Genomic DNA, 15,868 nt, shown 5'->3' on the forward strand with positions numbered 1-15,868 from the left:
CTCAGTGCTTCGCGCCGGCGACCGCATGCGCGGGCACTTGGTGTTCGCGGATCGCTTCTTCATCGTGCAGCTCGGCGAGTTCTTCGGACTCCTTGACCATCACGAGTTCGTCCTCACGCAGCTTGCCGAAGAGCGCGCGATACAGGTCGTACAGCACCAGCAGCATCGCAGTCGCACCGAAGACGATGCCGACGCCGTAGAAGAGGCCCATCGACCAGCCGGAGGTTGGCGCCTTGACGTCGATGTTGATGACCGTCTGGTCCCAGCTGCCCGAGAGGAGCAGCCAGCAGCAGTACAGCATCAGCAACTGCGAGAGGATGAAGCACACTTTCTTGCCGGCCGCGGGCAGCCGGCTGACCATCGCATCGACGCCGAGGTGGCCGTGCTCGCGCAGGCCAACCAAGGCGCCGAGGAAGGTCATCCACACGAAGAACCAGCGGGACACCTCCTCGGAGACCGAGATCCCGCTGTTGAAGGCGTAGCGCAGGAACACGTTGCCGAACACGAGCACAACCATGGCGGCGAGGCACGCGGCGATGGCGAACTTCAGGAATCGGAAATATCCATCGACGATCTTCGTCACGATGGGCACGGGGACTTCGGGTGAACTCATGAGCTTCTCCTCCAATGGCATCCTTGGCGCAACGGTTTTCTCCGGCGCGCTTCCTGTTGTCCGCCTGGCCGGCAATGCCGGCATTCGGGCGTTTGTTGTGCGGAGTGCGATCCTGGGTCGGAGACCTGTTGTTACGAACACTATAGAACGTAATTCTGTTGCACGCAACCGCAATTCAGAATCGTGTTGTAGTTATTGAAGGGCTTTATCGTCGTTGGCGAGTTCACGCCATGAGGAGGTGATGGATCGACAGCAGCAGGCAGTGCCTGGCCGTCGTCCATGCGAATCATTTCGATACCTCAGGCTTTACGGAACTGGTCGATGACCGGTGCCATCTCGGACTGCAGCCCGCGCCACAGAAAGAAGGCCTCGGCCGCCTGTGCGACGAGCACCCCCAGCCCGTCGGCAACGCCGGCTGCGCCCTGCCCCGGCGCGTGCGTCATGAACGACGTATTGCCTTCGGGTGTTCGCTAGCGTCCAGCGAGGATTTCGCCGACTTTCGCAAGCTCGTCGGCATGGTGAATGCGTGTCCCGAGATGCGCGCGCAGCTCGCGGTCGAGCCGGTAGCCGACCACCTGCACGCCGGCTGCAAGCCCCGCCTCGCCCCCCGCACGGCTGTCCTCGACCAGCAGACAGCGCGCGGGCTCTACCTGCATCACCTCCGCGGCGTGCCAGACCAGCTGGGGTTCGGGCTTCCATGAGCCGATTTCATAGGCGCTGACGATGCGGTCGGTGAAATGCGGCAACAGGCCCGTGGTCCGCAGGCAGGTTTCGATCTTGTCGCGCGGGCCGTTCGACGCGACGCATTTGTCGAGCCCCAGTCGCTTCGACGAGTTCGACGGCGCCAGGCATTGCCTCAATTTGAATCCGGAGTCACGCGTGGAATCGCCCAGTCCTCATCCACCGAGATCGACACCCGTGTTGTGCCCTGGGAGAGCATATCGAGTTCGCGGGCCGCGCGTGCGGACACATCGATGGTTCGCCCCGGCGCGTAGGGCCCACGATCATTGATCCGCACGACGACGCTCTTCCCGTTGGAAAGATTCGTGACATGCAAGCGCGTCCCGAATGGGTAGGACCGATGCGCGGCGGTGAGCTTGGTCGGGTCATATCGCTCCCCGCTCGCGGTCATCCGCCCGCGAAACTCGTTGCCATAGAACGACGCGGTGCCAATGAAGCTACGCGGCTCCTTCTCGATACGCGGCTCCTTCTCGACAGGCGATTGGCGAAATTCGGCGCAACCCGAAATTCCGACCGACAGCGCCACAGCGAACGCCATCGGCGCGAGCGAGATTCTCATGATCTGATCCGGCAAAGGCGCGGGGTCGCAGCAGGCAGGCCCGCGCCGGGGAGTGTAAACCGCGAGTCGCCCCGAAACACTGTTTTACGCCGGCTTGACGTCTGGGTCAGCGTGCCGACGGCCCCGCCGTCAAGCTGCCTTGACGCAAGACTTGCTCTCGATCATTCCTGAAACTCGGTTCTATTCGACAAAATCGCAAGCCGCGGCCTTGTCCGTCTCCCGCATGTAGAGTCGAAGGCCGTCCCGCGCGACGTGCCGCTGGGCATTTCCGCGTGCTGAAACAAAAGACGCCCGGATTTCTCCGGGCGTCTTCGTCAGGACCGAGGCAGGTGCCGGATCAGGCGGCGTTCTTCATCCGCGCGACACTTTCAGCCCACAGCCGATCGTATTCCTGCTTCTGCACCGGCACGGCATTGGGTTCGCCGAGGTCGTTCAGATGGACGCGGTACGTTTCGCGAGCGCTCCACGCGGCCAGCGCGGCGACCACGGTAACCGCCAGCGTGATCGAGCCGACCATCAGCGGGATGTCGGTCGATCCCGGAGGTGCGACCGAAGCGAAGATTGCCGGCAACATCGCGGTCACCAGGGTTCCGAGGTTCTGCGAAATCGCCATCGCCGAAACGCGGGTGCGCGTCGGGAAGAGTTCGGGGTAGAAGCTGGGGAACACAGCGTTGTAGCCCTGGTAGACCACGCCCCACATCAGCAGCGACATGGCGATCGCTAGCGGCACGTTGTGGATGCTGATCGCGTAGAGGTAGGCGAAGGACAGCAGGCCCGAGCCGAGCGCGCCGACGATGATCGGCGGACGGCGGCCGATCTTGTCCGACAGGTTGCCGACAAACGGGATGACGACCACGGCAACGCAGTTGCCGAGCACCGGGATCCAGAGATAGACGTCCTTGTCGAAGCCGACGCCGTAGCCCGCCTGCACCGCATAGGCGGCACCGAAAATCGTCGTCACGACGGGGATCACGTTCATCAGCGCCATGCACACAACGCGCAGCATGTCGCGCCAGCTCTGCGTGATGGCCTGGATCACGGGCGCCTTCGGCACTTCACGCTGTTCGCCTTCCTCGGCGAAGGCCGGGGTCTCGGCGACCTCGCGGCGGATGTACCAGCCGGCGATGATCACGACGAAGCTCAGCAGGAAGGGAATGCGCCAGCCCCAGGTGTTGAAGTCTTCCTTCGGCAGGTAGTGCGCCAGCGGCAGGAAGACCGCGGCGGCGAGGATCTGCCCCGCCTGCACGCCCTGCAGCGTGAAGCTCGCGAAGAAACCGCGACGGCCGAAGGGCGCGTGCTCGAGGATCATCGAACTCGCGCCGGAGATTTCACCGGCAACGGCGAAGCCCTGGATCAGACGCAGGATCACCAGCAGCACCGGCGCAAGCATGCCGACTTGACTGTAGGTGGGCAGCAGACCCACCGCCATCGTCGAGATACCCATCAGGAACATGCACAGCAGCAGAACGTACTTGCGGCCGTGCGTGTCGCCCCAGTGACCAAGGACGAAGGCGCCGATCGGGCGCGCGACATAGCCGACGCCGTAGGTGGCCAGCGACGCGACGATCGCAACCTTGGGATTCTCCGAGGGGAAGAAGAGCTGCGGGAAGATCAGCGACGCGGCCGTCGCATAGATGAAGAAGTCGTAATACTCGAGCACCGAGCCGATCCAGCCGCTGGCAGTTGCCTTCTTCGTTTGGTGCATGCCGTGCGGCTCGTGTTCTGTAATGCTGGCCATCAGAGGTCTCCGGTGATGATCATCAGGCAGGCGCAGGCATTTGCCTTCTACGCCGACTTTTGGTGAACCAAATACTAGAACTTTATTTCGTCAGGCGCAACTCTGTTGCGAGTACATGCGTTATTGTGCACTGCACACAAAACTGAGGCCTCCGCTTTGGCAGAGGCCTCATGAGCGCGACGTTGTGGACGAGGGACGCAGGGGAAGCCGCCGATCGATGAAACCGGTTGCCAATCTGTCGATGGGCAGGCGCAGGAGGGGGCAGATGCGGGATGCCGCGCGCGACAGCGGAAGACGCGCGCGGAAACAGTGCAGACGGGAGCTTATGCGGGAACGCGCTCGATGACGACGGCGATGCCGTGGCCAACGCCGATGCAGAGGCTGACGACAGCGTAGCGTCCCTGGCGGCGTTCGAGCTCGCGTGCGGCCGTCAGCAGGATACGGGCGCCCGAGGCGCCGAGGGGATGGCCAAGCGCGATCGCGCCGCCGTTCGGATTGACACGGGCATCGTCGAACGGGAGGCCGAGTAGCTTCAGGCATCCGAGGACCTGGGCCGCGAATGCTTCATTGATCTCGATGACGTCCATGTCGGCAAGCGTGAGCCCTGCGCGCGCGAGCGCCTTCGGGATCGCGTGCGCCGGACCGACCCCCATGATGCGCGGTTCGACCCCCGCCACCGCTCCGGCGAGAATGCGCGCCATGGGCTTCCTGCCTGCTTTTTCGCCGATGCGGCGGTTGCCGACCAGCATCGCCGCGGCGCCGTCGTTGATGCCTGAGGCGTTGCCGGCCGTCACCACGCCTTCCGGGGCCAGCGCCTTCAAGGCCGCGAGCGACTCGCGGGTGGTCTGCGGGCGCGGATGCTCGTCGTCGGCGACGATCAGCGACGGGCTCTTGCGACCGGTCGGCACGGCGATGGGCAGGATCTCTCCGGCAAAGAATCCACGCTCCTTTGCCGCGGCGTATTTCGCCTGCGAGGCGGCGGCGAAGCGGTCGGACTCGTCGCGCGTGATGCCAAACTCGGCGGCGACGTTGTCGGCGGTCTCGGGCATGCTGTGGTTGCCATACTGCTCGACGAGACGCGGATTCGGGAAGCGCGCCCCGATCGTCGTGTCGAACACCTTGAACTCGCGGCTGTAGGCCGATTCGGCCTTGCCGACGACGAAGGGCGCGCGGCTCATGCTCTCGACGCCGCCGGCGACATAGAGCGCGCCTTCGCCCACGGTAACCGCACGGGCGCAGTCGAGGACCGCGGCGAGCCCGCTGCCGCACAGGCGATTGACGGTCTGACCCGCGACCGTCGGCGGCAGGCCCGCGAGCAGCGCGGCGTGGCGCGCGACGTTGCGGGCGTCCTCGCCGGCCTGCGCGGCGCAGCCGAGGACGACATCCTCGACGTCGGAGGCGGCAAAGGGCGACAGCGCGATGAGTTCGGCAATCACCGTGGCGGCGAGGTCGTCCGGGCGCACCGCGGCGAGTGCGCCGGCGTGGCGTCCGATCGGCGTGCGCAGACCGGCGTAGATGTAGGCGTCGAGCATCGGAACTCCTTGGGCAAACGGGAAAGGCGTCAGTTTTCTGGGGTCAGCAGCGACACGCCGAGGCGCGCGCGGCGCACGAGCCACGGGCTCGGCCGGTAGCGCGGGTCGCGATAGCAGGCGTGCATCGCGTCGAGGATCGCAAGCACCGTGGCGGCGCCCAACGCGTCGCCGAGCGCGAGCGGGCCTTGCGGGTAACCGAGCCCGATGCGCACCGCGCAGTCGATGTCTTCCGGGGTGGCGATGCGCTGCTGCGCGATGTCGCAGCCGATGTTGACGATCATCGCGACGACCCGCTGGGCGACGAAGCCGGGGCTGTCGTGGATCACCGACACGGCTCTGCCGGTCGACGCCAGCGCGGCCCAGGCCGCGTCGCTGGACGCGAGTGTAGTCAGCGGATTCGTCATCAGCGTCAGGTGCGCGCCGAGGAACAGCGGATCAAGGGCCAGCGTGCGCTTCGGGTCCAGCCCTTCGCTCAGCGCGGCGGTCGTCGTATCGGTACCGATGGGCAGCACAAGGCAGACCGAGTCGTCCGCGGGGCGATCCCCGTGGTCGAGCACCGTTCCCTGCCTGTCGAGCAGCGCGACGACGCGCTCATGCGCGGCCGGATCGGCGCGGCTCACCCACAGCGGCTTCGCGGCAACTTCGGGCACGGCGGGCGCTTCGACGGCTTGCGCGCGGCCGTCCACGTACGCGTAGAAGCCGCGCCCGCTCTTGCGTCCGAGCAGGCCGGCGGCGAGCCGCTGGCGGGTGATCGGCGAAGGGCGATAGCGCGGCTCCTGGTAGTACTGGGTGTAGATCGACTCCATCACCGGATGCGACACGTCGAGCCCGGTCAGGTCGAGCAGCTCGCATGGCCCCATGCGAAAGCCGACGGCGCCGCGCAGGATGCGGTCGACGGTTGCGAAGTCTGTGATGCCTTCGCCAAGCACGCGCAGCGATTCGGTGATGTAGCCGCGGCCGGCATGATTGACGATGAAGCCCGGCGTGTCCTGCGCGCGCACCGGCGCGTGCCCCATGCGGCGCGCGAGCGTTGCCAGTGCCTCGCCGACCCAGGCTGCGGTCAGTGCGCCGTCGACGACCTCGACGAGCTTCATCAAGGGCACCGGACTGAAGAAATGGAAGCCGGCGACGCGCTCGGGGTGGCGGCAGGCCGCGGCGATGGCGGTCACGGACAGCGACGAGGTGTTCGTCGCGAGCACGCAGGCGTCGGACACGACCGCCTCCAGGTCGCGCAAGAGCTGGCGCTTGGCGTCGAGGTCTTCGACGATGGCTTCGACGACGATCGCGCAGTCGCCGAGCTCGGGCAGCGCCGAGGCGACATGCAGACGTGCGCCCGCCTCCTCCGCCTCCTCGAGCGTGAGCTTGCCCTTCGCGGCGAGCGTCGCGAAGGTCTGCACGAGCGCGTCGTGCGCTTCGGCCGCGGCGCCCGGCCGACTGTCGCAGAGCATCACGCGCAGTCCGCCCTGAGCGGCAATCTGCGCAATGCCTCGGCCCATCAGGCCCGCACCGACGACGCCGAGCGCCAGGTCCTTGCGTGTCGCATCGAGCATGGTTCGATGTTCATCCATGAACGTTTCCTTTGCGGTTCGGGTTGCGGGCCGAGGCACGCTAGCCGGCTAGAACTGGTAGATGAAGGTCGCGCCGACGCGGTTGGCGCTGCCTTCGTTGGAAAGTGTCGCGGTCTTCGCGGCGTCGTTCCGCACCTCGCCGCGCACGTATTCGATGCCGACCAGCGCACGCGGCACGGGCTGCCAGAAGAGGTTCAGGAACAGCGCGTCGATGCGGCTGACGGCCGTGCGTGCGATCGCCGGATGCGGGTTGTCGAGGTCGACGCGGCCGAAGACGATGTTCGAGCGCCACGTCGGGCTCCAGTAGTGTTGGTAGCCGAGCGTCGCGCCCCAGGAGCGGACAGTCTTCAGCTCCCCGTCCTCGACGACTCCCGCAGTCGGTATCGGCGAGCCGGTGATATAACGGCCGAGCCCATGCCCCGTTTCGGCGCCGAACTGCAGCGAATCCTTGCCGAAGGTCTTGAGCTTGCCGGCGAGCATCACGCCGCCCGCGGTCACGCTGTCCTTGCCGACGAAGCCGCCGATCGGTGCTGCCCCACGGTTATCGATCGTCAGCTTGCGTGCGAGGGCGCCGACTGCGACACGGCCCCAGTCGCCGGAGAATGCGTAGCGCGCGGTCAGATCGGGATATTCGTCGACGTGGGTGGTCGGCACCGGGCCGACACCGGGGTTGAAGCTCGCGACCGACATGCCGACGAAGTCCGCTTCGGGGTTTTCGATGGCGAGGGCGAACTCGTGGCCGTCCCACTGCTTCGAGAAGCGCAGCTGGGGCTGACGGATTGCCTGCACCATGCCGTGGCCGCCCTGGAAGTCGACGGTTTCGGGGAAGGTCGCGAGGTCGGCGAAGTTCGTCCAGGATTGGCCGGCGAGCACCGGGCCGACTTCGAGGTAGGCGTGGCGCAGGCGGAAGGATGCCGAGTTCGTCACGAGCTCGTTGCCGCTGCCGCCGATGAAGTCGCCCTCGATGTAGGTCGTGACCTTGCCAAAGTCGGTCGGAGTGAGCGTGCGGAAGTTCAGGCGGCTGCGACGCGCCGTCAGGCTGAGCTGACCGTCGCGCTTCGACTGGGCCGATCCGTCGAAGGCGATGGACTGCGGCTGCGCGACCGCGCCCCCCATGCCGCCGCCGCTGAGGTCCTTGACGATGTCGAGCGCGGCAAACCCGCCGATCTTGATCGACGTGTCGGTACCCGGAATTTTGATCGATCCCGGAATGTCGCCGGCGGTAACCACCTCTGCGGCAGGCTTAGCGGGGGCCGGTGCGGACGCCGCTGCGGCGGTCTTGTCGGCGAGAGCTTTCAGTTGGGCCTGCAAGGCCTCGATCTTCGCCGCGAGCTCGCGGATCTGGGCCTTGTCCGCCTCATCCGCGAGCGCAGGCGTTGCGCCGAGGGCCAGCATCAGCGCGAGCGTGCTGCCGGAGCATCCGGCAATCCAATGATCTCTTTTCATGTTGTTCCATCCCTTTGGTGTGGCGGGTCTCTTGTCTCCTCGCTGAATGGACTGGACGTTCATTCAGTGGAGACATTCTGTTTCGAATGCTGAAGACCGCCGATTTCAAATCGGGCTGGAACAGGGACAAATCGTGCATCATGAAGCGAGCGTTTTCCGTACAAGCGGAACGGCACGACGCCCCGAATTAGACTGGGTCTTGTCGGGTAAAAGTCGCGTATCGTGGCAACATATGACCGCACCCGCGGCATCCATCGTTGCCTATGCACGCGGTGAAATACCGGACGTTTCAGGCCGATGTCGGCGGATCGAAGACCCGATCGGAATGCAAGGGAAAAGGATCCGGCTCGCGAAGTGAGGACCTGCGAGCCGGACGAACTCCGGCGGCACGGAGGAGAGGGAGCCTATCGCCGCTGAAGATTGGACAGGGGAGCTGAGCCGGCGGACTTACGCCGCGGCGAGCGAGCGCCCCAGTTCGGGCACCATCTCGAAGAGGTCGCCCACGAGGCCGTAGTCGGCGACCTGGAAGATCGGCGCTTCGGGGTCCTTGTTGATCGCGACGATCACCTTGGAGTCCTTCATGCCGGCCAGATGCTGGATCGCGCCCGAGATGCCGACCGCGATGTAGAGCTGCGGCGCGACGATCTTGCCGGTCTGGCCGACTTGGTAGTCGTTCGGCACGTAGCCGGCGTCGACCGCGGCACGCGAAGCGCCGAGCGCGGCGCCGAGGGCGTCCGCGAGGGGCTCGAGCAGCTGGTGGTAGTTCTCGCCGCTGCCGAGGCCACGGCCGCCGGAGACGATGATCTTCGCCGCGCCGAGTTCGGGGCGCGCGCTCTTCGTGAGCTCGCGGCCCTTCAGCGTTGTCAGGCCCAGGTCGGGGCCGGCAGCGACGGCTTCGACCGCTGCTGCTCCGCCCTGCCCCGCCGCTTCGAAGGCGGTCGTGCGCACCGTCAGCACCTTCACGACGTCGGCGGACTTCACGGTCGCCATCGCATTGCCGGCGTAAATCGGGCGCACGAAGGTATCGGCGCTTTCGACGGCGACGATGTCGGAGATCTGCGCAACATCCAGCAGCGCCGCCACGCGCGGGGCGACGTTCTTGCCGTTCGCGGTGCTCGGGGCGAGGATGTGGCTGTAGCCCGCGGCCTCATTTGCCACCATTGCGACGACCAGCGCCGCAACGTTCTCGGCGGTCTGGCCTTCGTAGTGGGCGGCGTCCGCGACGCGGACCTTCGCCACGCCAGTGACCTTGGCGGCTTGCTCCGCGGCGGCGCCGCAGTTCGCGCCGGCGACCAGCACGTGGATCTCAGTTGCCAACTGCGCACCGATCTTCGCGGCAGCCGAGACGGCGTTGAGGGTTGCGGCCTTCAGGGACGCGTTGTCGTGTTCAGCAATAACCAGGATCGCCATCATGCTCTCCGAAGGGCCGCCCCAAGGAGGGCATGTGCCCCCTTGGGGGGCAGTGCAGCGGCGCCAGCCGCAAACGTGGGGGTAGTCATCTCAGATCACCTTCGCTTCGTTCTTCAGTTTCTCGACGAGTTGCGCGACGTCCGCGACGCGCACGCCGGCGCTGCGCTTCGGGGGCTCAGCCACTTTCAGCGTCGCCACGCGCGGCGCGACATCGACGCCGAGGTCCGCAGGCTTCACGGTGTCGAGCGGCTTCTTCTTCGCCTTCATGATGTTCGGCAGCGTCGCGTAGCGCGGCTCATTCAGACGCAGGTCGGTGGTCACGACTGCCGGCAGCTTGATCTCGAGGGTTTCGAGACCGCCGTCGATCTCGCGCGTCACGGTCGCCGCGCCAGCACCCAGCGTCACCTTCGACGCGAAGGTCGCCTGCGGCCAGCGCATCAGCGCGGCGAGCATCTGGCCGGTCTGGTTGGCGTCGTCGTCGATCGCCTGCTTGCCGCAGATCACGAGCTGGGGTTGCTCCTTCTCGCACAGCACCTTGAGCAGCTTCGCCACCGCCAGCGGCTGAAGTTCCACATCGGTCTCGACCAAAATGCCGCGGTCGGCGCCGATCGCCATCGCTGCGCGCAGCGTCTCCTGGCACGCGCCGACGCCACACGAGACCGCGACGACCTCAGTCGCCACGCCCGCTTCCTTCAGACGCACCGCTTCTTCCACCGCGATCTCGTCGAACGGGTTCATCGCCATCTTCACGTTCGCGATATCGACGCCGGTGCCGTCGGCTTTCACTCGCACCTTGACGTTGTAATCGACCACGCGTTTCACGGGTACCAGGATCTTCATGCCTTCACTCCAGTTCAATTCGACATCAACACCGGCACGATCATGTGCCGCATGATGTGGCGCGTGCCCGCGCCGGCGCTGACGAAGGGGAAGCCCGCCGGGCCGTGGGCACCCATCACCAGCAGATCGGCACCGACGTCCGAGACGCGGCTCAGCAGCACGTCCATGACGCCGACGTCCTCGACGACGAGCACTTCCGTCTTCGCATGCACCCCGTGGCATGCAAGATGTGCCGCGAGCTGCTGGCAGCACGCCTGGGCATGCTCGTGGCGCGCGTCGAGCGACACGACGAAGGCTTCGGCGCAATCCGCGATCAGTGGCAGCGCGTCGCTGACGGCATGCGCGGATTCGCGCGACGCGTTCCATGCGATCAGCGGGCGGCGGCCGAGCTCAGCGAACTCGCCCGCATAGGGGACGATCAGCACCGGCCGCCCGGAGCCAAGCACGACCTCCTCGGCGAGGTCGGGGGGCGTCAGCGGCTTGGCCAGCTCGTCGTGCTGGCCGAGGATCACGAGATCGGCATAGCGCGCGAAATCGGTGATCTGGCGCAGCAGCTCGGCGTCGCTGCCGCGGTTCACGTCGTGCCACGTCGCCCCCAGCAGGCCTTCGGTCGCCTGCGCGAAGAGGCGCCGGCTCGCCGCTGCGGCTTCGGCATACTCCGGGCTCGGCCAGTTCGCGATGACGCCGACGCGATGCGGCTGCGCGCGCTGGCCGAACACTCCGACGAGCCGCGCGCCATGCGAGCGCGCGAGCGACACGGCGATTGCGAGTCGCGTGGCGGTGCGCTCGCCCTGATCGAGATGAACCATCAGTCTTCTCAGTGGCCTCGACGGCATGACGTCTCCCTCCCTTTCACAGTGATCATTGCCCGACGTCTCACAGCGGATAGCGTCCGACCGTCTCGCGCGCGATCACGAGGCGCTGGATCTGGCTCGTGCCTTCGGCGATGTGGTAGCACTTCACGTCGCGGAAGTAGCGTTCGACCGGGAAGTCGCAGTAGTAGCCGTAGCCGCCGTGGATCGCGATCGAGGTGTCGCAGACGCGCAGCGCGGCTTCGGCGGCGAAGTACTTGGCCATCGACGACTCGAGCTTGATCGGCAGCCCCGCGTCATACATGCGCGCGCCGTTGAGGACCAGCAGGCGCGAGGCCTCGATGTCGGTCGCCATTTCGGCGAGCGGGAACTGCACGCCCTGGAAAGCCGCGATCGGCCTGCCGAACTGTTCGCGTTCGCGCGCATAGGCGACGGCCGCTTCATAGGAGGCCTGCGCGATGCCGACGATCAGCGACGCAACGTTTATGCGGCCGCGGTCGAGCGCCTGCGCGAACTTGCGGAAACCCGTGCCCTCGGCGCCGAGCATGTTGGCCTGCGGCACGCGCACTTCGTCGAAGTACAGCGACGAGGTCGGCGAGCCGTGCATCCCCATCTTCTTGTCCGGCGGTCCGGCTTCGAAGCCCGGCATGCCGCGTTCGACGATGAAGGCCGATACGCCATTGGGCGTCTTCGCGGTGACGACGAAGAGGTCGGCGATCGGGCCGTTCGTGATGAAGGCCTTCGAGCCGGAGAGGAGCCAGTCGTTGCCGTCGGGCACGGCGCGCGTCAGCGGTGCGCCGGCGTTCGAACCGCCGGACGGTTCGGTGAGGCCGAACGCGCCGAACTTGCGCCCGGAGATCAGCGCGCCGAGGTACTTGTCCTTCTGCGCTGGCGTGCCGTGCGTGCCGATCAGCTCGGTGACGAGGCTCACGTGCGTGTTGAAGGAGTTTCCGACCGCGCCCGAGGCCTTCGAGATCTCTTCGAGGATCAGGCACAGCGTCACTGCATCGCATCCGGCGCCGCCGAAATCCGGCGATTGTGCCGCGCCGAGATAACCTTGTTCGGCGATCTCGCGGAATAGCTCGCGCGGAAACTCGTTGCTGTCCTCGATCTCCTTCGCGAACGGCGCGATGCGCTCCTGTGCGAAGCGGCGGATGGCGTCCCAGGCGTCGAGCTGGTCGTCGGTCAGATGGTACTTGTTCATGACGGATTCCTTGTCAGTCGTTGAAGGCGGGCTCGGCGAGGACGCCGGCGCGGGAGAGGAAATCGGCGGCGGCGGGGAGCCGCATCGCGCCGTCGAGGCGGATCACTTCGCCGTTGAGCATCGGGTTCGCGACGATCGCGAGCGCGAGTTGGGCGAACTCCGCGGGCGCGCCGAAGCGTTTGGGGAACACGCTGTCGGCGAGGTAGAGCTCGCGCACGTAGTCGGGCAGCCCGGCGATCATCGGGGTGTCGAAGATGCCGGGGGCGATCGCATTGACGCGGACGCCAATGGCGGACAGCTCGCGCGCGGCCGGCAGCGTCAGCGCGGCGATGCCGCCCTTCGACGCCGAATACGCGGCGCTCCCCGCCTGCCCTTCGAAGGCGGCAACCGAGGCGGTATTGACGACGACGCCGCGCTCGCCGTCTTCGAGCGGTGCGAGCCGCCGCATCGCGTCCGCGGCGACGCTCAGCACGTTCAGCGCACCTTCGAGATTGACACGCACCTGTCGCGCGAAAGCGGCGAGCCGCGCGACCGCATCGCCGCCGACCAGCGGCACGCGGCCGATCGAGATCGCGGCGCAGTGGACGACGATGCGCGCCGCACCATGACGTTCGGCCGCCGCCGCGAGCGCATCGGCGACACTTGCCGGGTCGGCGACATCGCACTGGAACGCGACGCCCCCGCACGCCTGCGCGACCGCGTCCGCCGCCTCGACCCTGAGGTCCAGCAGCGCGACTTTCGCGCCGGCCCGGGCGAGCACGGCGGCAGTCGCCGCGCCCAGCCCGGAGCCCGCGCCGGTCACGACCGCGGACATGCCTTCGATCTTCATCGTTCGTCTCCTGCACCGAATCGTTGTCGTTGTGCCCCCGCCGCGGCGGGGGCATGCGCTCAGCGGAATTGCGCGAAGTTCGGCGGACGCTTGTCGACGAAGGCCTGCTTGCCTTCGGCGCTCTCCTCCGTGTTGCCCAGGAGCTCCAGCGCGACCGCGGCCATCTTCACGCCGCCGAAGATCTGCGCGCTGTCCGCGTTGAAGCCGTACTTGAGCGCCTTCAGCGCGGTCGGGCTCATCGCCGCGGCGTCCTTCGCCCAGGCCTTGGCCTCGTCAAGGAGTTGCTCGCCCGGCACGACCTTGTTGACGAGGCCCCATTCGAGCGCCTGCTGCGCGGTGTATTGGCGGCAGAAGAACCAGATCTCGCGGGCGCGCTTCTCGCCGATCGTGCGCGCGAGATAAGCCGCGCCCCAGCCGGCGTCGAAGGACGCGACGCGCGGTCCGGCCTGGCCGAACTTCGCGTGCTCGGCGGCGATCGTCACGTCGCACAGCACGTGGATCACATGGCCGCCACCGATCGCATGGCCGTTGATCGCCGCGATCACCGGCTTCGGGATGTTGCGGATCACGGTATGCAGCTCGTCGATCTCCCACAGGCCGTTCGAGCTCGTGCCGTAGCTGCCGGTCTCGTTGAAGATCTTCTGGTCGCCGCCGACGCAGAACGCGCGGTTGCCGGCGGCGGTCAGGATCACCGCGGCGACGTCGCGCGCCGCCCAGGCGCGCTTGAACGCGTGGATCAGCTCTTCGATGGTGCGGGCGCGGAAGGAATTGAGGCGGTCCGGGCGGTTGATCGTGATGATCGCGGCGGCATCGCTGACTTCGTAGCTGACGTCTTCGTAGTTCATGGTGTGTCTCCGTTTGAAAAAAACAGGTGTGGAACTCAGGAAAGAAGGATTCGGCCGGGGTCGAAGGCACGCACCGCAGCCAGTTCGGCGGCCGACGGCGGGTCGATCCGGCCCAGGTCGGCGGCCACTTCGACCGGCCAACCGCACAGCTCGCGGATCTCGCGCACGGCCTGCATCTCGCCGCCCGCGTCGCTCATCACGGCGGCGATCTGCAGGTCCCCGCCGGGGCTTGCCGGCGCGAACCACGCGCGGTCTGTCGCGACCCCGCGGAGCCGCCCCACGGGGCTCGTCACGAAAGGCAGGCGATCGACCAGGCGCCCCGCGCGCAGCGGCGTCACGACGATGCAGTCGCCGCCGCCGTTCACCAGGTCGTTCGCGCCGCCCGAACCGACGATCAGCTGTCCGTTGGCCGCCCGCGACGAGTTGATGCTGCCGCGGCGATCGATCTGGGCCGCGGCGAGGAAGACCAGCACGCGCTCGGCGCGCGGCCCGGCCAGTGCGCCGAGCATGCGCAAGAAGCTCGAATGCATCAGGCTCGAGCGCGCGTTGGGATAGTTGAAGAGATAGGGATCCCCGCGGTAGGGGCGGAAGCCGTACATGCCCGTTTCGGCGACGAGCTCGACCGGCACACCCGCCGCACGGCAACAGGCCTCCGCCGCCCACGCGGCCAGATGCGACAGGCCGATGCCGGCGAAGAACGCGTCGTGCGAGCCCGACTTCGCCGCTGCGATCGCCTCGCGCACCGCCACCACCGCGGCCCGTTCCTCGGCGGTGACCTCGTCCGCGCGCACGAACTGCGCAGCCGGCGGTCTCATGTCGTGCAAGGCAGCGAGCCGGTCACGTCCGACACGTTCGATGTAGCCCGCGTGATCGAGGCCGAACACCCATTCCTCGACCCACGCCCGCATCGCCTCGGGATCGCGCGACAGGCTGCGCAGTTGCTGGCGCAGCGCGTAGTCCTCAGCGTAGGGCGCCACGCCGTCCGCCTCGTTCCACACGAACTGCGCCTGCGGATGCGCGCCGAAGGGCGCCTCGACCACTGCGCTGACGCAGTGACCGGGCAAGCCCGGACGCGGCCCGAGCGCGCGGAAGGTTTCCGGTGACACCACGCGCTCGGCGGTCACGACCACCCGCCGCGCCGCGAACGCGCCCCACAACTCCTCGGCATCCGGCCCATACACCACCGCGTTGCCGTCGGTGTCGGCGAGCGCGGCATGCACGAAGGCGACATCCGGATTGAGCGGTGCGAGCAGCATCGCCTCACCCTCGCCGAAGGGGTTGTCGATCCTCGCCCGTCCCGCGCCGCGTTCGAGGTCGCTGCCGGCGAGACTCGCGGTCGGCACGAAGGGCCAGCCGAGCGCCCCCGCCATCAGCCGCAGCGTCATCGTCAGGTTCGTCCAGTGCGGATCGCTGTCGGCGTGCTGCTCCAAGTGCCGCACCAGGATCTTCGACGGCGACGGCGACGGATAGGTGTTGCCGGCGAAGGCGCTCTCCAGCGCGCCGACCGCGCCCGCGGCGCACAGCACGGTCGCGTACTCCAGCAGCCCGGTCGCGACCAGGCGCAGATTGCCCTGGTCGCGGAACTGCCGCGCGACCTCCCACACCGCCGCGTGCGAACGGTTGTGCGAGAACACGAAGTGGATCGTGTCACCCGCCCGCACGTTCTCGCGGATCGCGCTCGCGAGGCTGCGTTGTTTGCTGTGCGTCGTCATGGCTGCGGTCCCGGTTCGC

Annotated in this window: 15 protein-coding genes; all 15 read right to left on the reverse strand. The window is 67.2% G+C overall.

Going from position 1 to position 15,868, the window contains the following annotated elements:
• Position 1: 1 nt before the first annotated feature.
• Positions 2-583, reverse strand: coding sequence for a TRAP transporter small permease (locus tag AZKH_RS25155; RefSeq protein WP_051071830.1), 582 nt, complete (start codon positions 581-583; stop codon positions 2-4).
• Positions 584-912: 329 nt separating this feature from the next.
• Entirely contained in the window at positions 913-1,056 is a 144-nt protein-coding gene (locus AZKH_RS27390) for a hypothetical protein (protein ID WP_015452132.1), read from the reverse strand.
• A gap of 27 nt (positions 1,057-1,083) precedes the next feature.
• Entirely contained in the window at positions 1,084-1,473 is a 390-nt protein-coding gene (locus AZKH_RS26515; protein ID WP_015452133.1) for an HAD-IA family hydrolase, read from the reverse strand.
• Positions 1,470-1,913 carry a septal ring lytic transglycosylase RlpA family protein gene (locus AZKH_RS25165; protein ID WP_015452134.1) on the reverse strand — a complete coding sequence of 148 codons (444 nt, stop codon included), beginning with the start codon at positions 1,911-1,913 and terminating at the stop codon, positions 1,470-1,472. Before AZKH_RS25165 ends, AZKH_RS26515 begins: the two co-directional genes overlap by 4 nt.
• A 337-nt stretch (positions 1,914-2,250) precedes the next feature.
• On the reverse strand, positions 2,251-3,651 hold the full coding sequence (locus AZKH_RS25170) for an MFS transporter (protein WP_015452135.1): 1,401 nt from the start codon (positions 3,649-3,651) through the stop codon (positions 2,251-2,253).
• Between the two features lie 323 nt (positions 3,652-3,974).
• Entirely contained in the window at positions 3,975-5,183 is a 1,209-nt protein-coding gene (locus AZKH_RS25175) for a 3-oxoadipyl-CoA thiolase (protein ID WP_015452136.1), read from the reverse strand.
• A gap of 29 nt (positions 5,184-5,212) precedes the next feature.
• Entirely contained in the window at positions 5,213-6,733 is a 1,521-nt protein-coding gene (locus AZKH_RS25180; RefSeq protein ID WP_015452137.1) for a 3-hydroxyacyl-CoA dehydrogenase, read from the reverse strand.
• A 66-nt stretch (positions 6,734-6,799) separates the two neighbouring features.
• Complete coding sequence (locus tag AZKH_RS25185) at positions 6,800-8,197, reverse strand: DcaP family trimeric outer membrane transporter (protein WP_015452138.1); 1,398 nt, start codon at positions 8,195-8,197, stop codon at positions 6,800-6,802.
• 447 nt (positions 8,198-8,644) lie between these two features.
• A complete protein-coding gene (locus AZKH_RS25190; protein ID WP_015452139.1) occupies positions 8,645-9,607 on the reverse strand; it encodes an electron transfer flavoprotein subunit alpha/FixB family protein in 963 nt (320 codons plus the stop codon).
• A gap of 90 nt (positions 9,608-9,697) precedes the next feature.
• On the reverse strand, positions 9,698-10,447 hold the full coding sequence (locus AZKH_RS25195) for an electron transfer flavoprotein subunit beta/FixA family protein (RefSeq protein ID WP_015452140.1): 750 nt from the start codon (positions 10,445-10,447) through the stop codon (positions 9,698-9,700).
• Positions 10,448-10,461: 14 nt separating this feature from the next.
• A complete protein-coding gene (locus tag AZKH_RS25200) occupies positions 10,462-11,256 on the reverse strand; it encodes a universal stress protein (protein WP_015452141.1) in 795 nt (264 codons plus the stop codon).
• Between the two features lie 67 nt (positions 11,257-11,323).
• On the reverse strand, positions 11,324-12,463 hold the full coding sequence (locus AZKH_RS25205) for an acyl-CoA dehydrogenase family protein (RefSeq protein WP_015452142.1): 1,140 nt from the start codon (positions 12,461-12,463) through the stop codon (positions 11,324-11,326).
• Between the two features lie 13 nt (positions 12,464-12,476).
• A complete protein-coding gene (locus AZKH_RS25210) occupies positions 12,477-13,292 on the reverse strand; it encodes an SDR family NAD(P)-dependent oxidoreductase (protein WP_015452143.1) in 816 nt (271 codons plus the stop codon).
• A gap of 59 nt (positions 13,293-13,351) precedes the next feature.
• On the reverse strand, positions 13,352-14,137 hold the full coding sequence (locus AZKH_RS25215) for an enoyl-CoA hydratase-related protein (RefSeq protein ID WP_015452144.1): 786 nt from the start codon (positions 14,135-14,137) through the stop codon (positions 13,352-13,354).
• 35 nt (positions 14,138-14,172) lie between these two features.
• Positions 14,173-15,849, reverse strand: coding sequence for a CoA-transferase (locus AZKH_RS25220; protein WP_015452145.1), 1,677 nt, complete (start codon positions 15,847-15,849; stop codon positions 14,173-14,175).
• Between the last annotated feature and the right edge of the window lie 19 nt (positions 15,850-15,868).

This window comes from Azoarcus sp. KH32C, from assembly GCF_000349945.1.
Lineage (GTDB): Bacteria > Pseudomonadota > Gammaproteobacteria > Burkholderiales > Rhodocyclaceae > Aromatoleum.